The sequence below is a fragment of the Flavobacterium sp. AK-345 genome (assembly GCF_058310175.1).
In genome coordinates, this window is record NZ_JBZEER010000019.1 from 1 (window position 1) to 23307 (window position 23307).

Here is a 23307-nt window from a genome sequence, read left to right on the forward strand (position 1 = left end):
ACTCCCCTAGCCCCGATGGGAGGGAAAATCCTTTTGTGGTGGGGTTCACCACAAAAGATTGGAAGGAACAGCGGGAAACAGCTCCTTCTAAAAACTAAATTCCAATAAAAGAACTCCGACTTCGCTCTGACAAAATCACACTTATATATTATAGTATAATTTTCACCTTATATATACGTAGAGAAAAGCATTAGATTAAGGTTAATATTTATTCCTTACATATATATAGTATAAACATGCATATATATATTGTATGTATTTTAGTAATGCGTTATATTTGCATTCACAAAATTATAAACAATGATTAAGATTACTTTACCCGACGGGTCAATTAGAGAGTTTGCTTCTGGCGTAACTCCGATGGAGGTTGCTAAAAGCATTAGTGAAGGATTTGCAAGAAACGTGATTTCAGCATCCTTTAATGGTACAACAATTGAAACCGAAACTCCATTGACGACCGACGGTAGTCTTATTTTATATACCTGGAATGATGCGGAAGGCAAAAAAGCTTTCTGGCATTCAACTTCCCACGTAATGGCTCAAGCCTTAGAGGAATTGTATCCTGGAATTAAATTAACTCTTGGACCTGCAATTTCTAATGGGTTTTATTATGATGTTGATTTTGAAGATCAAAAAATTGTAGAAGCTGACTTTAAAAAAATAGAAGATCGTGTTCTTGAGATTTCAAGAGAAAAACACGAATTCAAAATGCGTCCGGTTAGTAAGGCCGACGCTTTAGCAATGTACAAGGATAACGTTTATAAGACTGAATTGATTTCGAATCTTGAAGACGGAACTATCACTTTTTGTGATCATGCTACTTTTACTGATTTATGTCGCGGTGGACATATTCCGAATACCGGAATTATTAAAGCCTTTAAAATCATGAGCGTTGCCGGTGCTTACTGGAGAGGTGACGAGAAAAACAAACAGTTAACTCGTGTTTACGGAACTTCTTTTCCTAAACAAAAGGATCTAACTGAATATCTTGAACTTCTTGAAGAAGCAAAACGTCGTGATCACCGTAAATTAGGTAAGGAACTTGAATTGTTTGCTTTTTCTCAAAAAGTTGGACAAGGTTTACCTTTATGGCTACCTAAAGGTGCTGCGCTTAGAGATCGTTTAGAACAGTTTTTAAAGAAAGCTCAAAAGAAAGCCGGATACGAGCAAGTAGTTACTCCACATATTGGTCAGAAAGAACTTTATGTAACTTCTGGTCACTATGCTAAATATGGTGCTGATAGTTTTCAACCTATAAATACTCCTGCTGAAGGCGAAGAATTTTTATTGAAACCTATGAACTGTCCTCATCACTGTGAAATCTATAATGTAAGACCTTGGTCATATAAAGATTTACCTAAGCGTTATGCCGAATTTGGTACTGTATATAGATATGAGCAATCTGGTGAATTGCACGGTTTAACTCGTGTAAGAGGATTTACTCAGGATGATGCACATATTTTTTGTACTCCGGAGCAATTAGATGAAGAGTTCAAAAAAGTTATCGATCTTGTACTTTATGTATTCGGTTCGTTAGGTTTTGAAAACTTTACTGCTCAAATTTCATTAAGAGATCAGGAAAACAGAGAGAAATACATTGGCTCTGATGAAAATTGGGAGAAAGCAGAAAATGCAATTATCAACGCTGCGGCTGACAAAGGACTGAATACTGTAGTAGAATATGGCGAGGCTGCTTTTTATGGTCCGAAGCTTGACTTTATGGTAAAAGATGCTTTGGGAAGACAATGGCAATTAGGAACTATTCAGGTTGATTATAACTTGCCTGAGCGTTTTGAATTAACCTATAAAGGTGCTGATAATGAATTACATCGTCCAGTTATGATCCATAGAGCTCCTTTTGGTTCTATGGAACGATTTATCGCAATTTTACTAGAACATACTGCAGGAAATTTCCCACTTTGGCTTATGCCAGAACAGGCTATAATATTGTCTTTGAGTGAGAAATACGAAATTTATGCTAAAAAAGTTTTAGATTTGCTAGAAAATCACGAAATTCGCGCCCTAATTGACAACCGAAACGAGACAATTGGCAAGAAAATTAGAGATGCAGAAATGCAAAAAATACCATTTATGCTGATTGTTGGTGAGGAAGAAGAGAAAAACGGAACTATTTCAATTCGTCGTCACGGTCAAGAAGGAAAAGGGAATATTACAGTTACAATTGATGAATTTGTCGCTATTGTAAACGAAGAAATAAAAAAGACATTAAAAGTTTTTACAGTTTAACTTAAATTATAAAGTCATAGCAATAAGAAGCAACAGAGGTTATCAACCTCGAGTAGAAAAAAAAGATGCACACAGAATAAATAATAATATTCGTGGTGTACAAGAAGTAAGACTAGTAGGCGAGAACATCGAACCAGGTGTATTTAAGCTTGCAGAAGCTTTACGTTTAGCAGATCAATTCGAATTGGATTTGGTTGAAATTTCGCCAAACGCTGAGCCGCCGGTTTGTAAAATCATGGATTACAAGAAATTTGTTTACGAACAAAAGAAACGTGATAAGGTATTAAAAGCTAAATCTACGCAAGTTGTAGTAAAAGAAATTCGTTTTGGTCCTCAGACTGATGAGCATGATTATGAATTTAAAAGAAAAAATGCTGAGAAGTTCCTTAAAGAAGGTGCTAAATTAAAAGCATTCGTTTTCTTTAAAGGACGTTCGATTATCTATAAAGATCAAGGACAGATTTTATTACTACGTTTGGCTACAGATTTAGAAGAACACGGTAAGGTTGAAGCTATGCCGGTTTTAGAAGGTAAGAGAATGATTATGTTCATTGCTCCGAAAAAGAAAAAGTAATCAGTTTGCAGTTTCAGTATTCAGTCTTGAATTTGAAACTGCTAATCTGAAATAAAATAAGTAAGTAAGAATAAATTAAAACACTAGGAAAAATGCCTAAAATGAAAACAAAATCTAGCGCCAAGAAACGTTTTAAAGTTACTGGTTCTGGAAAAATTAAAAGAAAGCATGCTTTTAAAAGTCACATCTTGACTAAAAAATCTAAAAAACGTAAATTAGCTTTGACTCACTCAGCGCTAGTTCACTCTACAGATATGAAAAGCATTAAACAACAATTAAGAATTATCTAATAATTCTTTAGGTTAAAAAATTATTTATATAACCTTGGAGTATGGCCTTTAAGTTCCTTTGATTTAATTCAGGACGCCTGCTACAAAAACACATTAAAATTATGCCAAGATCGGTAAATTCAGTTGCTAAAAGAGCAAGAAGAAAAAAAATAATGAAGCAAGCCAAAGGTTTCTTTGGTAGACGTAAAAACGTTTGGACAGTTGCTAAGAACGCGGTAGAGAAAGCGATGAGCTACGCTTACCGTGACAGAAAACAGAATAAAAGAAATTTCCGTGCTTTATGGATTCAACGTATCAACGCTGGAGCTAGATTAGAAGGAATGTCTTATTCTCAATTCATGGGGAAAGTTAAAGCTAACGGAATCGAATTGAACCGTAAAGTTCTTGCAGATTTAGCTATGAATCACCCAGAAGCTTTCAAAGCAATACTTAATAAAGTAAAATAAACGTTTTATAAACTCAATTTAGATTACTTACTTATCATAGAAAAACCATCCTATTCAGGATGGTTTTTTGTTTTATGATGTTTCCAGAGATTCATTGTTTCAAAATTAAATTAATAAGTAAATTTGCATAAAATAGTTTTAGATGCATACTTCACTTTTACAACATATTCAAAAACATATTAATCTCGAGCAATCAGAAATTGATATTTTAGAAGCTGCTTTAAGCATTTCCAAAATAAAAAAGAAAGAACTCGTTTTACAAGAAGGTCAGCTTTGCAATACTATCTATTTCATTATAAAAGGCTGTATGAGGCAATATATAATTAATTCTAAAGGCATAGAACAAACTCTTCAATTTGGTATCGAGAATTGGTGGATAACCGATTATTTAAGCTATCACAATCATATTCCTTCGCATTTTTACATTCAGGCTGTAGAAAACTCAACAGTAGTTGCCATTGAAAAAACAACATTAGAAGCAATTCTAATTGAAATTCCAAAACTGGAAAGATATTTCCGAATTGTATCTCAAAAATCATTTGGAGCTGCACAAATGAGAATTAAATTTTTATTTACCATGTCGGCAGAAGAAAGGTATCATCATTTCAATAATCTGCATCCGGAATTTGTGCAACGTGTTCCCCAATATATGATTGCCTCCTACCTTGATTTTTTGGCAGAATTTATGAGCAAAATAAGAGCTGGTAAAGTCTAAGTTTTCTTGAAGTAGTTCAAGTTTTTTAAATAAGAGATGCCTGACCTTTGTATCAAACTTTAAAAAATAATAAAATGAAACCAAGAATCGTTGTTCCAACAGTTGCTCCTGAAGCTTATGAAGCCTTAATGAATTTAGAAAAATACAACGCAAAAACATCAGTCACTACAACACACAAAGAGCTAATAAAAATTCGTGCATCACAAATTAATGGCTGCGCTTTTTGTATTAACATGCATACCGCAGACGCAAGAAAGTACGGCGAAACAGAAAAACGTATTTACCTGTTAAGTTCATGGCGTGAAGCTGATGTATATACTGAAGAGGAAAAAGCAATTTTGGCATTAACCGAACAAATTACAATGATTAGTAATCACGTATCTGATGAAGTTTATCAAAATGCCGCTAACCTGTTTGATGAAAAATATCTTGCTGAAATTATAATTATTATCATTACAATTAATTCATGGAACAGGTTAGCAATAGCAACGGGATGGAGAGCCGTATAATTTTATAAAGATTAATTTTACAACATTCAGATCAACTACAAGCCTTCCTGTGTGAAGGTTTGTTTGTATATGCCTCTAAATGAGAATCTCAATGTCTTAATTTTGAAAATTTTTCAAAAACAGGTATTTATACGTGTTCCCAACACTTATAATTCTATATTTTTGGCGCATGATACCACAAAGAATACCGTCGTTTTTATATATTATATTTAGTTTTTTGATTCTTTTATCCTGTCAAAAAAAGAATGACGCCCCTATTAAACCTAAGGACACAAAAGCCGAAGTTAAGAGGATGATTGCTATTGCGGACAATCTGTTTTATGATAATAATAAGTTAGATAGCGCTTTTTATTATTATAACAAAGCAAAGTTTATTTGTAATCCGATAACAGATGCAGACAATTATGTTATTGTGTCAAACTGTATGGCCGAAATTCAGCAGATTCATGGTGATTATGCCGGAAGTGAAGCTACAATTACCGAAGCTCTTCCGTATTTGAAGTATGTAAAAAAAACAGCTCAGATATGGAACTCTTATGTAACCCTGAGCACAAATTACTTAAATACTTACGAATATAAAAACGCAATATTATACAATCAAAAGGCTTTACAATTAAAAACAAAGGAATGGAGAAAATTAGCTGCAAAAAATAATATAGCTGTTATATTAATTGAAGAGGGAAAATACGATGAGTCTCTTGAAATTTTTCTTTCACTAATAACAAAAAAAGACGTATTAGCCGATAATGAATTCCAGGGTAAGGTCTTGGATAATATTGGCTTCTGCTATTTTAAAAAAAATGACTCTAAAAAGGCGCTTTACTATTTTAATAAAAGCCTTGAAATAAGACAAAAGGAAAAAAAACCTTTTGATTTAGGAAAAAGTTATATTCACTTTGCAAAGTTTTATGAAAAAGACAATCCTTTGCTGGCAAAAAAATATATGTTATTAAGCTATGAAAAGTTTAGTATTATAAATAATGTTGATGAAAGATTGTCTGCTTTAAAACTAATAATGACAAATAGTTCGGATAAAGAATTAAAGAAGTACTCAATAATATATGTTAATCTGGTGGACAGTATTTTTGAAGTAAGACAAAAAGCTAAAAATCAATTTGCAAGAATCAAATATGATTCAAAGAAGGAGAAAGACGAAAATCTAAAACTTAAAACACATAAGGCCGAAAATGAGCTTCAATTAGAGAAGCAAAAGAATAGAAATATTATTTCATATATTATTATAGCACTAAGTTTAAGTCTTATTCTGGTACTTTATTTCTATCTGACTTCACGAGGAAACAGAGAAAAAATAGAAGCTACTTATAAAAGTGAAACGCGCATTGCAAAGAAACTTCATGATGAACTTGCTAACGACATTTATCATACAATGGCTTTCGCCGAAAATAAAAACCTTTCTTTGGCGGAAAATAAAGATCAATTGTTAAAAAATCTGGATTTAATATATTCAAGAACGCGAGATATATCAAAAGAGAATAGTCCAATTATTACCACAGACGAATATATCTATTACCTTAAAGAAATGATTGCCGGATTTAATACTCCAAATATTAATATATTATTGAATGGCATAGAAACGATTTATTGGAATGAAATTGAAAAAAATAAAAAAATAACAGTTTACAGAGTATTACAGGAATTACTTGTAAACATGAAAAAACATAGTGATGCGACCCTAGTGGTCATTACTTTTAAAAATACTGATAAAAGTGTTATTGTTACTTATACTGATAATGGAAAAGGTATTGATCTGAATAAAATCACAATTAGAAATGGTCTTCATAATGTAGAAAACAGAATTCTTGCTATAAAAGGAAAAATTGATGTTGATTCAGCTATTGATAAAGGATTTAAAGTCTTTTTTGAATTTCCTTTGTAATGATGAAAAAGGCTTTCTACATTTTTGCAAATAAGAAGATTCTTAAATATCTTCTTATAACTATTTCTATACTTTTATTGGTTATTTTAAATTCATATAAAAATAAAACACCATTAAAAATTAAGAGAAAAGACAAAACAAGTGAAATCAAAAAGCTGATACAAAAGGCAGATTTTCTTTTTGATAATAAACCAGACAGTTCATATTTTTATTACAATAAGGCAATACAACTTTGTGACCCAAAATTAGATTATTTAGAAGACTATATTTACTCCCTTATCTCAATAGCAGAGATTCAACAAAATGCCAGTAATTATAATGCCAGTGAAGAAACATTGACTAAAACACTTCCATATTTAAAAAAATTAAAAAATCCCAAATTTACTTATAACGTTTACACTATAACAGCTTATAATTATTATAATAAATATGACAACACAAGTGCTATAAATTATCACATAAAAGCCTTAAAACTAGCAAAAAAGCCTTTTAAAAAAGCAGAAATTTTAAATGACATTGCTAATATTTATATAGGAGAAGAAAAATATAAAAAAACTGTTCAAATATTAGAACCAATAAATACTCTAGAAATCAAACATGATACTGATAGTCTTCGGACCATTAACCATTATGCAATGTTATTAGATAATTTAGGATTTTGTTATTATAAACTCGGGAATCCAAAAGCTTTAAAATATCTTACGGAGAGTTTAAAAATAAAACTTAAATATAAACGGGATTTTGAATTAATGACTACTTATAGATATCTAGCCATATTTTATGAAAAAAGCAATTTAAAACTTTCCAAAATTTATGCACAAAAATCATACACAACTGCATGTGCGGTAAATAATGCAACATTTAAAGCTAATGGTCTTGCCTTATTAATTCAAAAAACGGAAGGAAATGAATTAAAAAAATATTCATTAGCTTATATCAAAATAATTGACAGTCTTATTACAAACAGGTCAAAAGCTCAAAATCAATTTGCATATATTAAGTATGACTCAAAAAAAGATAGAAAAGAAAACCTTCAACTCAAATCTCAAAAAGCTGAAAACGAATTACAAATAGAAAAACAGAAAAGCAGAAATTTAATTTCTTCGGTAATTATAATTTTCGCTTTAGGAATAATTATATTTCTATACTACTATTTAACTTCAAAATCAAAAAAAGATAAAAATGAAGCTATTTATAAAAGTGAAATGCAAATATCAAGAAAACTACATGATGAACTCGCAAACGATGTTTATCAAACACTGACTTTTGCCCAAAATAGAGATATTGAACTAATTGAACATAAAGACCAGCTATTAAATAATTTACAAGTCATTTATTCACGAGCAAGAAATATTTCAAAGGAAAACAGTACTATTATTACAGATGAAAACTATAGTATTGCATTAAAGGAAATGATTTCGGAATTCAATGATCCAAACATAAACTTTATATTGAACGGCCTGGAAACTATTTCGTGGAATGAAATTGAAAAGAACAAAAAGATAACTGTTTACAGGGTTTTACAGGAACTACTTGTAAACACAAAAAAACATAGTGATGCTTCTTTAATTGGCATAACTTTCAAAAAAACAGATCAAAGTGTTACTGTTTCTTATACTGAAAATGGTAAAGGTTGTGATCTTAACAACGTAACTTTTAGAAACGGTCTTCAAAATATCGAAAACAGAATTCTGGCAATAAAAGGAAAAATCAATATTGATTCGCAGCCAAACAAAGGATTTAAAGTCTTTTTTAAATTCCCATTATAATCATGACAAAAACTTTTTATTTCTTTCAAAACAAAACTGCCCTGAAATATCTCATGATATTTCTATCCCTCTTATTAATTGGGAGCGTAATTTTATTTTATTCTTATAAAAGCAAAAAACCTTTAAAACATGTAAAAAAGGATAATACTAAAGAAATAAAAAGACTTACTGATATAGCCGATGTATATTTTGATGCTTATAAAAGTGATAGTGCAATCTATGTTTTTAACAAAGTTAAAAAACTTTGCAATCCTAATACAAATACTATAGATTATGTTTATGCATTATCCTGTATCGCTGAACTTCAAATAGAACAAGGAAATTATATTGCTAGTGAAGAAAATGCAACGGAAGCATTGCCTTACTTAAAAAAAATTAAAAATCCCAGATATTCATGGATTGTCTATAATTTATTAGGAATTGTATATAGCAATAATTACGATAATTACAATGCTATTTTATACTTCAAAAAAGCTATAGCACTAAAAACCAGTGCATGGAGGAAATTTACTGCCTTAAATAATTTAGTTGCTATTTATATGGAACAAGGCAGATATAAAGAAGCTAAAAAAATACTGCTTATACTAGCCTCACAAAAAAACGTTTCAAAATATGATGCAATAAATCATAATATTTATTCTTTTGTAATAGACAATCTAGGGTATTGTTATTATAAGCTGGGAAATACTAAAAAAGCATTAGATTGTTTTTATCAAGCCTTAAGAATTAGATTAAAACCTGAAACCCAAGAAGGCCTAGTATTGACATATAAACATCTCTCTATATTTTTTGAAAAAAGCAATCCTAATTTATCCAGAGTCTATGCAGATAAAGCATACAAGCATGCATTAAAAGTAAATAATCCAAAAAGTAAAGTTATTGCCCTCTCGCTATTAATTAAATATAGTGATGGAAATGATTTGAAACAACATTCATTAGCTTATATAAAACTTGTTGATAGTATTACTAATGCAAGACAAAGTGCAAAAAACCAATTTACTAATATTAAATATATTTCGAAAACAGACAAAGATGAAAACCTGAAGCTAAAAGCTCAAAAAATAACCTATGAATTACAGTTGGAAAGACAAAAAAAACGAAATATTATCTCTTATATTATCATTGCATTTATTCTGGGATTCATTACATTCTTTTATTTTCATTTAAAATCAAAAGAAAAAAAGGAAACAAATGAGGTAATTTATCAAAGTGAAATGCGAATATCTAAAAAATTACATGACGAACTCGCTAATGATGTTCATGAAACACTTCAGTTTGTAACGCATAAAGATTTGGAACTTGATACAAACAAGGATCAATTATTAAATAATTTAGAAATTATGTATTCCCGAACACGAAATATTTCTAAAGAAAACAGCCAAATTGCTACTGATGAAAATTATCCTTTTGCTTTAAGAGAAATGATTGCCGAGTTTAAGACGCCTAATATTCATATTTTACTGAATGGATTTGATTTGATTTCATGGAATAAAATTCAAAAAAACAAAAAAATAATTCTTTACCGCGTTTTACAAGAATTATTTTATAACCTGAAAAAACATAGCAACGCCACTTTAATAAGCATTACCTTTAAAATAAAGGATAAAAACATCTTTGTAGATTATAATGATAACGGAACCGGGAATGAAAATTCTTCGATAATTTTCAAAAATGGTTTAGCAAATGTGGAAAACCGTATAAAAACTATAAATGGAACCATTACTTTTGACAAAAATTATAAAAAAGGTTTTAAATTAAGTTTCTCGTTCCCTTTATAAACAATCAATATGTACAAAAAAGTTTTAGTTGCCGAAGATCTGGATAGTATTAGCATAGCTGTTATTCAAGTACTTGAAGAACTAAAAGTTCCTGTAATTGATCATGTAAAATATTGCGACGATGGGATTTTGAAAATAAAAAAAGCATTAAATGATAATGAACCATACGATTTATTAATTACCGATTTGTCTTTTAAATCAGATCATCGCAAAGTAAATTTAACCTGTGGAGAAGATTTAGTAGAGGCTATTAATGCAGTTCAGCCTAAACTTAAAAAAATTGTATTCTCGATTGAAGATAAATCATACCGAATAAAATCATTATTTAATGATCTCAAAATTAATGCATATGTTTCAAAAGGCAGAAATAGCATAAACGAATTAAAAAAAGCAATAGAAAGGACATTTCAAAACGAAGAAAAAATTCTTTCATCGGATTTATCTTTTAGCTTCAATGATAAAACTTTGATCGAAATAGAAAGTTATGACATTTCTATTTTAAAATTATTAGCTCAGGGCTTAACATTAGAAAATATTTCCAGCGAATTCAAAGCAAGTTCAATAGCCCCAAATGGAACCAGTAGTCTGGAAAAACGAATTAATAAATTAAAAATTTACTTTAAGGCTAACAATAATGTTCATTTAATTGCAATTGCAAAAGACTTTGGTCTTGTGTAATTATATGGTTTTACGGTTTCCCGTAAGGAAATTGTTACTTATAGGTTTAAGTTTGCTTAAAACCCCTTAACCTACAAAATGAAACCACATTCAGATATCGATTCAGATGAGATTCAATACCGGAAATTTATTTCCAAATTTTATACAACAAAAAATAAAATTATAATGAAAACAATGTTACTCTGTCTATTCCTATCTATTAGCTTTGCTTTAGTGTCAGAAAAAACAGGATGGTTAGAAATTAACTGGAAAATGATCTTCATACCAGCGCTTTTAGTTTTACAAATAATAATTATATCAACTGCTTTAAAGAATAGATATAAAAAACATTAGCTGCTGAATTAAAGTATCAAAAAAATTAAAAATACCAGATTGATCCTTAAATCTGGAAATGGTTTATATTTGATATTTTAAACATTACATGAAAAACAGTCTAATCCTTTTAATTTTATTCTTTACACTTCATTCATTTTCACAGATAAAAATTCTTTCCTGGAATTTAGAAAACTTTGGAAAATCAAAAACAGATTCTGAGTTAAACATTATAGCCAATACGATTCGTAACTACGATATTATAGCAATTCAGGAAGTTGTAGCAGGTTATGGAGGTGCTCAGGCAGTGGCAAAACTGGCAGAAATTCTGAATGAAAAAGGAATAAAATGGGACTACAGCATTAGCAATCCTACAAGTGGTGACAGTTACAAAAAGGAAAGATATGCCTATATCTGGAAAACATCAAAAGCAAAACTTCAAGGCAATACCTGGCTGGAAAAAAAATATAATTTAGAAATTGACCGCGAACCTTATTTTGCCACTTTTATAATTGACAAAAAAACACTTACCTTAGTTAATTTTCATGCTATTACCAAAAAGAAACAGCCTGAAAAAGAAATTAAATATTTTAAATTTCTACCGCAACAATATCCAAACCTAAAATTGGTTTTTATTGGGGATTTTAATTGTCCGGAATCACATACTGTTTTTAATCCATTGAAAAAAATGGGGTTCACTCCTATTTTAGAAAAACAAAAGACAACATTAAAACAAGAATGCAAAGATAATATTTGTCTGGCATCTGAGTTTGACAATATTTTTTATAAGAAAAATAATTTAAAATATATTAACTCTGGCATAATTCCATTTTACAAAACGTTTGATTCCTTACAAGAAGCCCGAAAAATATCAGATCATATTCCGATTTGGTTTGAATTTTCCTTAAACTAGTTACGTTTTCAACTTTTTCTTTCTGGCTGCAGGAAATAATACATTATTAAGTATTAGTCTGTAACCTGGCGAATTAGGGTGTAAATCTAATACCGTTGGCGGATCACCAACCTGATGTTGAAAATCTTCGGGATCATGGCCTCCAAAAAAAGTAAACATTCCTTTTCCTTTTTCCCCATGAATGTATCTTGCTTCTCCATTTAATTCGCAGGTACCCATTACTAAAACATTTGATTTTACTAAAGCAGAATCAAAAGAAGTAGTTTGCCCCATAAATCCTTTAACTAATTGTGTATGATTTTGGCATAACATACTCGGGATCGGATCCCATTTTGCTGAAAATTCCATCAAAGAAAAATAATCTTTTTCCATTGGAATTCTGCGTTTTAAAGTCATATCAATATCTGAAAACTCATATTGCTCGGGACGTCTCTCTAATGTGAAATTTTTAAAAGCAAACGAATTTCCAAAATTCAATTTCGATTGATAATTTGGTTCGCTTGCATCCCCGTCAAACATTGCCTCGCAAATATCTACACCATCAGCAGCTAGCGCAATATCAAAACTATCTGTTGCAGAACACATTGCAAACATAAATCCGCCGCCAATAACAAAATCTCTTATTTTTTTTGCCACAGCTCCTTTTTCCTGGGATACTTTCGAATATCCTAATTTTGCCGCTAAAGCCTCTGCATCCTTTTTTTGATCAATATACCAAGGTGTGTTTTTGTACGCAGCATAAAATTTTCCATATTGTCCTGTAAAATCTTCATGATGCAGGTGCAGCCAATCATATAGCAGTAATTGATCACTTAAAACTTCCTCATCATAAATTGGTGTAAAGGGTATTTCGGCGTATGTTAAAACCAATGTCACCGCATCATCCCAGGGTTGTTTACCTTTTGGTGTATAAACAGCTATTTTTGGTGCTTTTTCAAGAATCACAGATTCCATATTTTGAGAAGGACTGGAAATTTCATTTAAAATCGAAGCTTCTTCACTATCTGAAAGCACTTCAAAGCTTACTCCACGAATTTGACATTCTTTTCGGATTTCTTCAACATCAGGAAGCAAAAAAGAGCCGCCTCTATAATTTAGCAACCAGCTGGCTTTGTAATCTTTACTTAAGCACCAGTATGTAATTCCATATGCTTTAAGATGATTTTGCTGTGTTGTTTCATCCATTGGAAGTAGAAGAAATGAAGCTTTAACAGTCAAAGAAAAAAGAAATATAAATATGTAAGCTAAACTTTTATGCATTATAAATTATTTTAGTAAAGATATAAAGGAAGAATTAAAAAACACAATAGCTTAGGGTAATTTACTAAACTAAGCAACTATGAAGTTAAAATAATTTTGAAATTAAAAATTTATAATGCAAAATCAGGTATAAACACGTATTATGAAAATATAGTTTCTATTTAAATTTGTTTATAGAAATAATCGATTAATGAATCAGTGAAAAATTTAACAATGAAATTTAATGGCAGTAAAAACCAACCAAAAGGATTAAGCATATTACAGAAAATAGGTATTTGCGCCCTAATAATGATAATAATTGTTTATTATGTATTGTCAATTCAATTCTTAACCAGCTAAAATTTATATTGTTAAAACTGCTATTTCGTTTTGAATCGCATAAACCACTAATCCTGCAATATTTCTGGATTCAGTTTTAAGCAGCAGATTATTGCGGTGCCCTTCAACAGTTCTCGGACTTAAAAAAAGATGATCTGCTATTTCTGTGGTTGTTTTTTGCAGACAGATAAGTTGAAGAATTTCTATTTCACGAGGTGAAAGAAAACCGGTTTCTAAATTTCCTTTTGAGTTTTTAGATGAAACAATAGTTTCCTGAATTGTTTTTAAAACTATTTGGCTGTAATAAAACCCTTTTTTTGCTACTTCATTAACGGTATGAATTAAATCTTTGGGGGTTGTATTTTTTATCAAATAAGCAACAGCACCAACCTGTATCATATTTGCTACAAATGATTTTGTGTCATAACTGGTTAGCGCAATTATTTTGATATCAGGATAAGATTTGCGAATAATTTTTGTGGCCTCAACACCATTTAAAACAGGCATTTTCAAATCCATTATAATAATATCGGGCTTTGATTCGCTGCTATTTAATTTGGAAATAAGCTCTTCTCCGTTTGAAGCCTCAAAAATAATTTCAAAATTATCTTCTTTTTGCAATAAAAAAGCAATTCCCTTCCGAAATAAAACTTCGTCATCGACTAAAGCAATTTTTACAATGCTGCTCATTTTATTTATGTATTTGGTTCTTTGGAATTTCGAAATTACAAAATATGCTTTACAAAATGAGAAAAAGCAATCTATTTTATTGATCAAATACAACTATTAATCTTAAAAGAGCTTTAAAAAGTAAACATTACCGCAATACCATGGTTAATTTCAGAATTTATTTTAATTGTTCCATTCAAAAAAGAAATTCTGCTATCAATATTTTTCATACCTAGTCCTTTTTGATTTTCAATATTTTGAGAATCAAAACCGACGCCGTTATCTTCATAGTGACAAGTATTTATTTCGTCTATAATCTTAAAAGCTATCCAAATTTCGGTTGCTTTTCCGTGTCGCAACGAATTATTCATCAATTCCTGTAAAATTCTAAAAACATGTAAATGACGATCAATTTCATTTTCATCAAAATCAATTTCATTTTTGTAATAAATTTTTACGGCTTTACTGCTTTCAAATTCCTCACATAATTCTTCAACACCGGCATTTAATCCAAATTTTTCGAAAACGGGGGGCAATAAATTGTGGGCAATTTTTCTGGAATTCTCTAAAGCTTTTGTAGTTAGAGCAATTATATTTTCTGTGATTTCAATAGTTTCAGCTTCTGTTAAATTTGGAGAAGTTAATAAATGACTATTCAATGATACTATATTTAATTTTGAACTAATATCATCATGTAGATCCTGAGCAATTCTTTTGCGTTCTTCTTCCTGTGTTAGAATAATAGCGTGAAGCTGCTCTTTTTGATATTGTAATACTAAATCTTTTTTTTCGAGTTCTTTCTGAATTATTTTTTTTCTTGAGAAATAGAAAAATACTATCAATATAATAGCAACAATTATAAAGAAAAGAGAAATATATAAAATAACCGCAACAAGTTCTTTTTCTGGAATTGTACTAGCATTCATAGCAAAATTTTTATTACAGAGTTGTGATTAAACTAATGAAGCTTTGGCTGAAAAACTTTTTATCCACTCGTATAAAATAAAGAATTGCAATACCAAAATTAAAAATGCATTAAATATCCAGGTTAAAAATTTCACATCATCGCTAAGTCCTGATGAAAGGTTTCCAACTAAAAACAAAACTGTACTTGACAATAAATACATTACAAAACCAAAACTGATATAATAGTATTTTTTATTATCCGTAAGCATATTATATAAGTGAATCAAAGCATAAACAACCAGCAGTAAAGAGGTTAAAATAATTTCGAATAAATTAAGTTTTACAAACTGGTAAGGATCTAAAACCAATTGGAATCCCAAAATTAATAATGAAACTGCTAATGTAGTTTTAACAAATATTTTTTGATTCTTTATCTGCAATAATGAATTATAGAACAACCCTAATAGTATCATTTGTCCTGCAAAAAACATATTGATAACAAATTGATTCTTCATTCTTAAGAAATACATTACCTCCATCGAAAACTGCATTAAAAAGGCAAAGGCCAAATAAGCAACAAAAAAAACATTAGCTTTTCCCTTACGGAAAAAGCTATATGAATATAGTATTAGATTTAATAATAAAATTAAATATCCTGAATAAATTAAAAAATCATCCACTTTAATATAATTTAAAAATCAATATGGAGGGCAAGATCTTACACCATCATAAACAATCTCTTCGGCAGCCGATCTATTTTGTTGGCTTGTAGGAGGTCCGTAGACATCAATATATTGACCTGTTTCCTTATCAAATTTTGCTCCAACAAAAAGCAATGTCTTTTCTCCCTGGTCATTAATACCTATGTAAGCGCGAACTGCATCTGCATCAAGCTGCAATACAAATTCTAAACTTTCACGTGGAATTAAATAAGATTTGACTTTGTCTTTAGGGTCTTCAACGGTGGTGTCATCCTGGTATCTCTTTTCCCATTCTTTAGCTGTAGCTAATGGAATTTGAATTGGTCCGGGAAAGGTTTCTTCGCTCATAATTTACAATTTTAAATTAGTTAATAATATTAGATTTAATCAATTGGTTTGTTAATAGTTTGGCTAATCTACCGAATTAATTCTTATCTAAGAAATATTATTTGTGCAAAATAGTGTACTAAAAATCTAAATTATTTGCAAAAAAAAATCTTCAGGGGTTAAAAACTCCTGAAGATTTTTCTTTTATATTTTAAAATTAAAACGGCACATCGCTGTCATCATCGTCATCATTCAGATTACTCCCGAATGCTTCATTTGCTGAAGGCAGATTTTTAGTGATAAACGGGTTATCATCATGATTCATTTTTGATGGTAAATCGTCATAACTACCTGAAAAATCATCAAGATTATCGAATTTTCCAAGGTGTCCAATAAATTTCAAACGAACATTTTCGATACCACCATTACGGTGTTTGGCAATCATTATTTCTGCCTGACCAGCAGTTGGGGAAGCCTCATCATCATCCCATTCGTCAATTTTGTAATATTCTGGTCGATATAAAAATGAAACAATATCGGCATCCTGTTCAATTGCTCCAGATTCACGAAGATCCGATAGCAACGGACGCTTACTTGAACCACGCGTTTCAACGGCACGAGATAACTGCGAAAGTGCAATTACCGGAACGTTTAGCTCCTTTGCCAAAGCTTTTAAGTTTCGGGAAATTGTAGAAATTTCCTGTTCACGATTTCCTCCTCCTTTACCATTTCCTCCTGCAGTCATCAATTGCAAATAATCAACAATGACAATTTTGATATTATGCTGTGAAACCAAACGACGACATTTTGCTCTTAAATCAAAAATAGAAAGCGACGGGGTATCGTCAATATACAATGGCGCTTTTTCTAAGTTTTTTACTTTAGTACTTAACATTTCCCATTCGTGGGGCTCTAATTTACCGGTACGTAATTTCTCCGATGATAGTCCCGTTTCTGATGAAATCAACCTTGTTATCAACTGAACCGAGGCCATCTCTAAAGAAAATAATGCCACTCCATGCCCAAACTCAATGGCAATATTTCTAGCCATTGAAAGTACAAATGCGGTTTTTCCCATCGCTGGTCTGGCCGCTATAATAATTAAATCACTTGGCTGCCATCCCGAAGTCAGTTTATCTAAATTAGTAAAACCGGTTTCAACTCCACTCAATCCTTCTTTTCCGGCAATTTCTTCAATACGTTTCTTTGCCTGTAAAACTAAACTTTGCGCTGTTTCAGAACTTCTTTTGATGTTTCCTTGTGTTACTTCATATAATTTTGATTCAGCCTGATCCAGTAAATCAAATACATCTGCTGTTTCATCATAAGAGGCTTCGATAATTTCAGAAGAAATTCGAATCAAACTTCGCTGAATAAACTTTTGAAGTATGATACGTGAGTGAAATTCAATATGCGCCGAAGAGGCAATTTTTTGCGTAAGCTGAATTAAATAAAAATCTCCCCCTGCAACTTCCAATTTTCCATTTTTTTTCAGCTGAGCCGAAACGGTTAATAAGTCAATCGGCTGCGTTTCAGTAAAAAGCTGCACAATCGCTTCAAAAATATATTTGTGTGCATCCTTATAAAACGCATCCGGTTGCAAAATATCAATTACATCATCCACACCTTTTTTATCAATCATCATTGCACCAAGCACAGCCTCCTCTAATTCAAGCACTTGTGGCGGTAACTTTCCTTTTTCTAAATTAATAATGGTGGTTTTATCTACCTTTACAGGGTTTATGTTCTTGAAATTTTCCATATAGCGAAAGTAACAAAATTTAAAAAAAAATTGCTATCGAGTTATAACTATTAATTGTTTATAAATAAGTTTTTTTTGTTGATAACCAAAAAAAAATCCGAAACTGTAGGGCTTCGGATTTTAAATATTATTGTAAGAATTTACTCCTTGTACTCGCCCATATTACTATATTTGTCCATTCTCTGAGCAATTAAGTCGGCTGTTGATAAGTCTTTCAATTCGTTATATCCTTTTGTAATATATTCGGCTACTGTTTTAAAAGTAGTTTCTCTGTCATAATGCGCTCCACCTAGTGGTTCAGGAATTACATCATCAACTAATTTTTGTTTTTTCATGTCAGATGATGTCAATTTTAAAGCATCAGCTGCACGTTCTTTGTATTCCCAGCTTTTCCATAAAATAGAAGAACATGATTCTGGAGAAATTACAGAGTACCAAGTATTTTCTAACATATATACTTTATCACCAACACCTATTCCTAAAGCTCCACCAGAAGCACCTTCACCAACAATAATGGTAATGATTGGCACTTTTAAACGAACCATTTCAAAAATATTTCTGGCAATAGCTTCTCCCTGCCCTCTTTCTTCAGCTTCAAGTCCTGGATATGCACCTGGAGTATCTACAAGAGTTAAAACCGGAATTCCGAATTTCTCTGCCATTTTCATCAAACGCAAAGCTTTACGATATCCTTCAGGATTTGCCATACCAAAATTACGGTACTGACGTGTTTTGGTATTATAACCTTTTTGCTGACCTACGATCATAAACGACTGTCCGTTTACTTTTCCTAAACCACCAACCATCGCTTTATCATCTTTGAAACCTCTGTCTCCATGAAGTTCTAAAAAAGTATCACCGCAAATTGCTCTGATATAATCTAAAGTGTAAGGCCTGTTAGGATGTCTTGACAGCTGGACTCTTTGCCAGGCTGTAAGGTTTTTATATATGTCTTTTTTTGTTTGTTCTAATTTTTTGTTGATTTCCTTGCAAGTTGGTGTTACATCAACGTCAGATTCTTTCCCAATTATAACACACTTTTCTAACTGCTCTTCAAGTTCTTTTATTGGAAGCTCAAAATCTAAATATTCCATGGATTTTTGAATTTTGTTTGTAAATCGAACCGCAAATATAAAAATATTATACTATTCGTATGATTAATTCGTGTTTAAAATGTAAAAATGTAATTTATAAATAAGTAAAGTATTACAGATTCTTCTTGTTTTGATAATGTTTAAAAACACCATTTAGAATAACTGTGATTACAATTATGATTGCACCAATGTAAAACTCTGTGCTCATTTTTTCTTTGCCTCCAAGAATAAAATAAGCTAGCATAATACCGTAAACAGGCTCTAAATTAGTGGTTAACATTACTGTATAAGGCGTTAGCTTCTGCATTACTTTTACCGAAGCCGTAAACGCATAAGCCGTACAAACCGATGCTAATATGAGTAATAAAATCCAATTGTTTACTGACATTGTAAAAAAATCAGCCGTGAATTTTCCCTGTACCAAAAAATAAATAGAAATAAAGAAAACTCCTGCACCAAATTCATAAAATGTAATTACAGACGGTTCATGATCAGAGATTAATTTTCCGTTCATTAAAGTAAATAAAACGCCTAAAATGATAGAAGCCAAGGCGTAATACATTCCGCTTAGGTATTTAACCTCAACCTGCATAATTAGTGCTAAACCTCCAATTATTATCAAACCAAAGAAAACTTCATACCATAATATTTTTCTTCCGTAAAAAAGCGGTTCTAATAAAGAGGCAAAAAAAGCACCCAAAGAAAATATTGATAAGGTTATCGAAACATTAGAAACATGAATAGCCTTAAAAAAGAAAATCCAATGAAGCGCAATCAGCAATCCAACAAAAATTAATTTGGCAAAAGACTGAGCTGATATTATAAAAGACTGCTTTTTATAGACAATGAAACCAGCAAGAAATATCCCTGCAAGAAACATTCTGAACCATACTAAATTTTCGGCATCAATTGTTATTAAAGCTCCTAAAATCGCTGTAAAACCCCAGATAAAAACAATTAAATGAAGATTTAAATAACTTTTTAAATTATCGTTTCGCATTACGTAATAAATAAACTGCCAGAATTCCGAAAACCATATTAGGGAACCACACAGCTAGTAAAGGTGAAAAAGTAGATTTTTCGGCAAGAGTACCAAATATTTTATCAAAAAAAACAAATGAAAAGGCAATTGCAATTCCGATCGCAAGGTTCATCCCCATTCCTCCTCTACGTTTCATTGCCGAAACGGCAACAGCAATAATTGTAAGGATAAATGCAGAAACCGGCACACTATATTTTTTATAAAGAACTACTAAATAAGTATTTACATTTCCGGAACCACGTTTTCTTTCTTTTTCGATAAATTTATAAAGCTTACCCAAAGTTAAGGTCTCGGCAATATAAACTACCGGAGTTAAATCCTCTAATTCAAACTTAAAAGCAGTATTTTTTTCAGGAGCTTTTTCAATTACATCGTTCAGGTCTCCAAGTGTTCTTTTAGTGTAATCATACATGGTGTATGTTTTCTTCTTCGGATCCCATTTGATGCGGCTCGCTGTAATTTTATATTTTAATTTATCTTTTTCGAAATGCTCCAGCGTAAAATTAAAAGCAGTTTTCGATTCTTCATTAAAACTGTTTACAAAAATAAAATCGTTATCATTAATTTGTCTGTAAACATTGGTGTTTTCACCCCGCATGAGCTCTTTTCCATTTCCTTTTAAATAGGTATATCTAAAATTATTATATCCTTCACTGGCGGCAGGAACGATGAAAAATCCCATCAACAATACAAAAATAGAAACGATTGTTGCACCAATAATATAAGGTCGTAAAAAGCGTGTAAATGAAATTCCCGAACTCAAAATAGCAATAATCTCTGTATTATTAGCCAATTTCGAAGTAAACCAAATTACCGATAAAAACAAAAATATCGGAAATAAGGAATTGATAAAATAGATTGTGAAATTGTAATAATAGAACGCAATATCCATAAACGGAATCTTGTTTTCCAACATCTTATTTACCTTTTCAGAAACGTCAATCACGATTCCGATAGGGGCAAATAACAACAACATCACCGAAAAGGTAGCGAGATATCTTTTTAAAATATATTTATCTATTATTGTTAACATAGATTTCTTTTTGTTTTTTTTGTTTCAAGTTTCAAGTTTCAGGTTTCAGGTTCTGTGCGGAACTTGAAACTTGAAACCTCAAACCTGAAACTCTTTTATAGTCTTTGACTCATATTTTTAACCATCATTTCTTTCCATGGTCTAAAATCGCCTGCTAAGATATGTTTTCTAGCTTCACGAACCAACCACATATAGAAACCAAGGTTATGAATTGTAGCAATTTGTTTTCCTAAATATTCGTTGGCAGCAAATAAGTGACGTAAATAGGCTTTTGTGTATTCTGTATCAACAAAAGTATGTCCCATTTCATCAATTGGAGAAAAATCATCTTCCCATTTCTTATTTTTAATATTGATAGTTCCGTTTGCCGTAAACAACATTCCGTTTCTTGCATTACGCGTTGGCATAACACAGTCAAACATATCAATTCCTAATGCAATATTTTCCAGAATATTAATTGGCGTTCCAACACCCATTAAATAACGAGGCTTATCCTCCGGAAGAATTTCGCAGACAACTTCAGTCATTGCGTACATTTCCTCAGCAGGCTCCCCTACTGACAATCCTCCAATTGCATTTCCTTGCTGACCTGAATTTGCAATATATTCTGCAGATTGACGACGCAAATCTTTATAAGTACTTCCCTGAACAATCGGAAAAAACGTTTGTTCGTAACCGTATTTATAAGGAAGTTTATCTAAATGATTGATACAACGATCCAACCAACGGTGCGTCATGTGCATTGAGCGCTGTGCATATCTGTAATCGCAAGGATAAGGCGTACATTCATCAAAAGCCATGATAATATCAGCACCAATTGTACGCTGAATTTCCATTACATTTTCTGGTGTGAAAAAGTGATAAGAACCGTCAATATGAGACTTAAACTTCACTCCTTCTTCCTTAATTTTTCGATTACTCGAAAGAGAATACACTTGGTATCCACCAGAATCTGTCAAAATATTACGATCCCAATTCATGAATTTGTGCAATCCACCTGCTTTTTCAAGAATTTCTGTCTGAGGACGTAAATATAAATGGTATGTATTTCCCAGAATAATATCCGGATTAATATCTTCTTTCAATTCACGCTGATGCACTCCTTTTACCGAAGCAACCGTACCAACAGGCATAAAAATAGGCGTTTCAATTACGCCGTGATCTGTAGTAATACTTCCCGCTCTCGCTTTCGACTGCGGATCTTTTTGTAATAAATCAAACTTCATCTGTTTCTTTTTTCTCCCAATTGTTCGGGACGGCAAAGATAAACTAATTTCAGGGAAATTTAATTAATTAGAAAATTTGTCAATTAGAAAATTAGATAATGATTCCCAACCTTACTTTAAAAAGCAAAAATGTAAAAATTGGAATTTGGAATTTTAGAAAATTTGGAGTTTAAATAGTTTGGGCGTTCCCTCCGGTCGGGCTATCCGCTGCAAGTCCTCGCACTTCCTTCGTCAGGCTGTGGGCTTTTCGCTTCTATCCCTAACGCGCACATCTGACAGCTTTTCGATAAATAACTTAAATGTAAAAGTTGCAACAACCACATTAATAAAGTGTAACATAATAAGAGTATTGATTTCTTAATTTTAATTATCTGGAAAAACTAAATTATATCAATTAAAATTATAGAAATCATGATAAGCTCAGAAAATAAAAACACAACACCCGAAGAACGAATTGAAAGAAATCTGGATAATCTAGATTATCCGGCAAACGAAGATATTTATAATCAGGAAGAAAAACTGGAAGATATCGATCCGGAAGGAATTTCGGGTGAAAGGACAGTCATTAACAATGACAACTATGACAATGAATGGAAACAAAACAGTGACAAGTTAGGAAATGACTTGGATATTCCGGGAGCCGAACTTGATGACGAACAAGAAAACATTGGTTCTGAAGACGAAGAAAACAATTTCTACAGCGAAGGCGACACTGAATAACCCTTTTTGCCCTTAATACAAGAATTTTTACAACTTTATTTTGCCACACATTAAAAGATTTGAAGAGATTTTTAAAATCAAATTAATCTTTTAATGTGTGGCATTTTTTTATATACAATTT

General features: G+C 31.3%; 22 protein-coding genes. 12 read left to right on the plus strand and 10 right to left on the minus strand.

Translation table 11 applies throughout. From position 1 onward, the window contains the following. The first annotated feature begins 300 nt into the window (after positions 1-300). From thrS to AC4FQ3_RS21780, 11 genes are all read left to right on the plus strand, one after another. Positions 301-2247 (plus strand): threonine--tRNA ligase, encoded by a 1947-nt coding sequence (gene thrS / locus AC4FQ3_RS21730; protein ID WP_042567370.1) that lies wholly within the window; start codon positions 301-303, stop codon positions 2245-2247. A 22-nt stretch (positions 2248-2269) separates the two neighbouring features. Beyond that, entirely contained in the window at positions 2270-2821 is a 552-nt protein-coding gene (gene infC / locus AC4FQ3_RS21735) for a translation initiation factor IF-3 (protein WP_072974136.1), read from the plus strand. 92 nt (positions 2822-2913) lie between these two features. Then, positions 2914-3111 (plus strand): 50S ribosomal protein L35, encoded by a 198-nt coding sequence (gene rpmI / locus AC4FQ3_RS21740; protein ID WP_007810722.1) that lies wholly within the window; start codon positions 2914-2916, stop codon positions 3109-3111. A gap of 101 nt (positions 3112-3212) precedes the next feature. Continuing rightward, positions 3213-3557 carry a 50S ribosomal protein L20 gene (gene rplT, locus AC4FQ3_RS21745; protein ID WP_017498429.1) on the plus strand — a complete coding sequence of 115 codons (345 nt, stop codon included), beginning with the start codon at positions 3213-3215 and terminating at the stop codon, positions 3555-3557. A gap of 142 nt (positions 3558-3699) precedes the next feature. After that, positions 3700-4272, plus strand: coding sequence for a Crp/Fnr family transcriptional regulator (locus AC4FQ3_RS21750; RefSeq protein ID WP_491183267.1), 573 nt, complete (start codon positions 3700-3702; stop codon positions 4270-4272). Positions 4273-4346: 74 nt separating this feature from the next. Further along, complete coding sequence (locus AC4FQ3_RS21755; RefSeq protein WP_491183268.1) at positions 4347-4781, plus strand: carboxymuconolactone decarboxylase family protein; 435 nt, start codon at positions 4347-4349, stop codon at positions 4779-4781. Between the two features lie 292 nt (positions 4782-5073). Then, a complete protein-coding gene (locus tag AC4FQ3_RS21760; RefSeq protein ID WP_491183269.1) occupies positions 5074-6678 on the plus strand; it encodes an ATP-binding protein in 1605 nt (534 codons plus the stop codon). Then, positions 6678-8447: a tetratricopeptide repeat-containing sensor histidine kinase gene (locus AC4FQ3_RS21765; protein WP_491183270.1), complete on the plus strand. Its 1770-nt coding sequence runs from the start codon at positions 6678-6680 to the stop codon at positions 8445-8447. Before AC4FQ3_RS21760 ends, AC4FQ3_RS21765 begins: the two co-directional genes overlap by 1 nt. A gap of 2 nt (positions 8448-8449) precedes the next feature. Continuing rightward, on the plus strand, positions 8450-10225 hold the full coding sequence (locus tag AC4FQ3_RS21770) for a tetratricopeptide repeat-containing sensor histidine kinase (RefSeq protein ID WP_491183271.1): 1776 nt from the start codon (positions 8450-8452) through the stop codon (positions 10223-10225). A 9-nt stretch (positions 10226-10234) separates the two neighbouring features. After that, the gene (locus AC4FQ3_RS21775) at positions 10235-10903 is read left to right on the plus strand and encodes a DNA-binding transcriptional response regulator (RefSeq protein ID WP_042567366.1); all 669 of its coding nucleotides are present in this window, start codon (positions 10235-10237) and stop codon (positions 10901-10903) included. Between the two features lie 421 nt (positions 10904-11324). Further along, positions 11325-12128, plus strand: coding sequence for an endonuclease/exonuclease/phosphatase family protein (locus AC4FQ3_RS21780; RefSeq protein ID WP_491183272.1), 804 nt, complete (start codon positions 11325-11327; stop codon positions 12126-12128). On the opposite strand, the gene AC4FQ3_RS21785 is transcribed toward AC4FQ3_RS21780, so the two are convergent. The 10 genes from AC4FQ3_RS21785 to tgt all read right to left on the minus strand — a co-directional run bounded on the left by AC4FQ3_RS21785 (position 12129) and on the right by tgt (position 22466). Then, on the minus strand, positions 12129-13388 hold the full coding sequence (locus AC4FQ3_RS21785; protein WP_042567363.1) for a hypothetical protein: 1260 nt from the start codon (positions 13386-13388) through the stop codon (positions 12129-12131). Between the two features lie 342 nt (positions 13389-13730). Next, a complete protein-coding gene (locus AC4FQ3_RS21790) occupies positions 13731-14396 on the minus strand; it encodes a response regulator transcription factor (RefSeq protein WP_042567362.1) in 666 nt (221 codons plus the stop codon). Between the two features lie 113 nt (positions 14397-14509). Further along, positions 14510-15301 carry a sensor histidine kinase gene (locus AC4FQ3_RS21795; protein ID WP_491183273.1) on the minus strand — a complete coding sequence of 264 codons (792 nt, stop codon included), beginning with the start codon at positions 15299-15301 and terminating at the stop codon, positions 14510-14512. A gap of 27 nt (positions 15302-15328) precedes the next feature. Continuing rightward, a complete protein-coding gene (locus tag AC4FQ3_RS21800; RefSeq protein ID WP_491183274.1) occupies positions 15329-15796 on the minus strand; it encodes a hypothetical protein in 468 nt (155 codons plus the stop codon). 183 nt (positions 15797-15979) lie between these two features. Further along, entirely contained in the window at positions 15980-16330 is a 351-nt protein-coding gene (locus tag AC4FQ3_RS21805; protein ID WP_491183275.1) for a hypothetical protein, read from the minus strand. A 196-nt stretch (positions 16331-16526) separates the two neighbouring features. Beyond that, positions 16527-18071, minus strand: a complete 1545-nt coding sequence (gene dnaB, locus AC4FQ3_RS21810) for a replicative DNA helicase (RefSeq protein ID WP_042567358.1) — start codon at positions 18069-18071, stop codon at positions 16527-16529. A gap of 140 nt (positions 18072-18211) precedes the next feature. Next, a complete protein-coding gene (locus AC4FQ3_RS21815; RefSeq protein WP_042567357.1) occupies positions 18212-19165 on the minus strand; it encodes an acetyl-CoA carboxylase carboxyltransferase subunit alpha in 954 nt (317 codons plus the stop codon). Positions 19166-19277: 112 nt separating this feature from the next. Further along, complete coding sequence (locus AC4FQ3_RS21820; RefSeq protein WP_491183276.1) at positions 19278-20165, minus strand: DMT family transporter; 888 nt, start codon at positions 20163-20165, stop codon at positions 19278-19280. Continuing rightward, the gene (locus AC4FQ3_RS21825) at positions 20152-21240 is read right to left on the minus strand and encodes an LptF/LptG family permease (RefSeq protein ID WP_042567355.1); all 1089 of its coding nucleotides are present in this window, start codon (positions 21238-21240) and stop codon (positions 20152-20154) included. The genes AC4FQ3_RS21820 and AC4FQ3_RS21825 overlap by 14 nt, the downstream gene beginning before the upstream one ends. Before the next feature lie 95 nt (positions 21241-21335). Beyond that, on the minus strand, positions 21336-22466 hold the full coding sequence (tgt, locus tag AC4FQ3_RS21830; RefSeq protein WP_042567354.1) for a tRNA guanosine(34) transglycosylase Tgt: 1131 nt from the start codon (positions 22464-22466) through the stop codon (positions 21336-21338). A 411-nt stretch (positions 22467-22877) separates the two neighbouring features. On the opposite strand from tgt, the gene AC4FQ3_RS21835 reads away from it, so the two are divergent. Further along, positions 22878-23186, plus strand: coding sequence for a hypothetical protein (locus tag AC4FQ3_RS21835; protein WP_491183277.1), 309 nt, complete (start codon positions 22878-22880; stop codon positions 23184-23186). Positions 23187-23307 lie beyond the last annotated feature (121 nt).

Bases quoted from the DNA above. Each gene is read 5' to 3' on its own strand.
- thrS (WP_042567370.1), top strand. From the start codon at position 301: ATGATTAAGATTACTTTACCCGACGGGTCAATTAGAGAGTTTGCTTCT.
- rpmI (WP_007810722.1), top strand. From the start codon at position 2,914: ATGCCTAAAATGAAAACAAAATCTAGCGCCAAGAAACGTTTTAAAGTT.
- rplT (WP_017498429.1), top strand. From the start codon at position 3,213: ATGCCAAGATCGGTAAATTCAGTTGCTAAAAGAGCAAGAAGAAAAAAA.
- AC4FQ3_RS21750 (WP_491183267.1), top strand. From the start codon at position 3,700: ATGCATACTTCACTTTTACAACATATTCAAAAACATATTAATCTCGAG.
- AC4FQ3_RS21755 (WP_491183268.1), top strand. From the start codon at position 4,347: ATGAAACCAAGAATCGTTGTTCCAACAGTTGCTCCTGAAGCTTATGAA.
- AC4FQ3_RS21760 (WP_491183269.1), top strand. From the start codon at position 5,074: ATGATTGCTATTGCGGACAATCTGTTTTATGATAATAATAAGTTAGAT.
- AC4FQ3_RS21765 (WP_491183270.1), top strand. From the start codon at position 6,678: ATGATGAAAAAGGCTTTCTACATTTTTGCAAATAAGAAGATTCTTAAA.
- AC4FQ3_RS21770 (WP_491183271.1), top strand. From the start codon at position 8,450: ATGACAAAAACTTTTTATTTCTTTCAAAACAAAACTGCCCTGAAATAT.
- AC4FQ3_RS21775 (WP_042567366.1), top strand. From the start codon at position 10,235: ATGTACAAAAAAGTTTTAGTTGCCGAAGATCTGGATAGTATTAGCATA.
- AC4FQ3_RS21780 (WP_491183272.1), top strand. From the start codon at position 11,325: ATGAAAAACAGTCTAATCCTTTTAATTTTATTCTTTACACTTCATTCA.
- AC4FQ3_RS21785 (WP_042567363.1), bottom strand. From the start codon at position 13,388: ATGCATAAAAGTTTAGCTTACATATTTATATTTCTTTTTTCTTTGACT.
- AC4FQ3_RS21790 (WP_042567362.1), bottom strand. From the start codon at position 14,396: ATGAGCAGCATTGTAAAAATTGCTTTAGTCGATGACGAAGTTTTATTT.
- AC4FQ3_RS21795 (WP_491183273.1), bottom strand. From the start codon at position 15,301: ATGAATGCTAGTACAATTCCAGAAAAAGAACTTGTTGCGGTTATTTTA.
- AC4FQ3_RS21800 (WP_491183274.1), bottom strand. From the start codon at position 15,796: ATGAAGAATCAATTTGTTATCAATATGTTTTTTGCAGGACAAATGATA.
- AC4FQ3_RS21805 (WP_491183275.1), bottom strand. From the start codon at position 16,330: ATGAGCGAAGAAACCTTTCCCGGACCAATTCAAATTCCATTAGCTACA.
- dnaB (WP_042567358.1), bottom strand. From the start codon at position 18,071: ATGGAAAATTTCAAGAACATAAACCCTGTAAAGGTAGATAAAACCACC.
- AC4FQ3_RS21815 (WP_042567357.1), bottom strand. From the start codon at position 19,165: ATGGAATATTTAGATTTTGAGCTTCCAATAAAAGAACTTGAAGAGCAG.
- AC4FQ3_RS21820 (WP_491183276.1), bottom strand. From the start codon at position 20,165: ATGCGAAACGATAATTTAAAAAGTTATTTAAATCTTCATTTAATTGTT.
- AC4FQ3_RS21825 (WP_042567355.1), bottom strand. From the start codon at position 21,240: ATGTTAACAATAATAGATAAATATATTTTAAAAAGATATCTCGCTACC.
- tgt (WP_042567354.1), bottom strand. From the start codon at position 22,466: ATGAAGTTTGATTTATTACAAAAAGATCCGCAGTCGAAAGCGAGAGCG.
- AC4FQ3_RS21835 (WP_491183277.1), top strand. From the start codon at position 22,878: ATGATAAGCTCAGAAAATAAAAACACAACACCCGAAGAACGAATTGAA.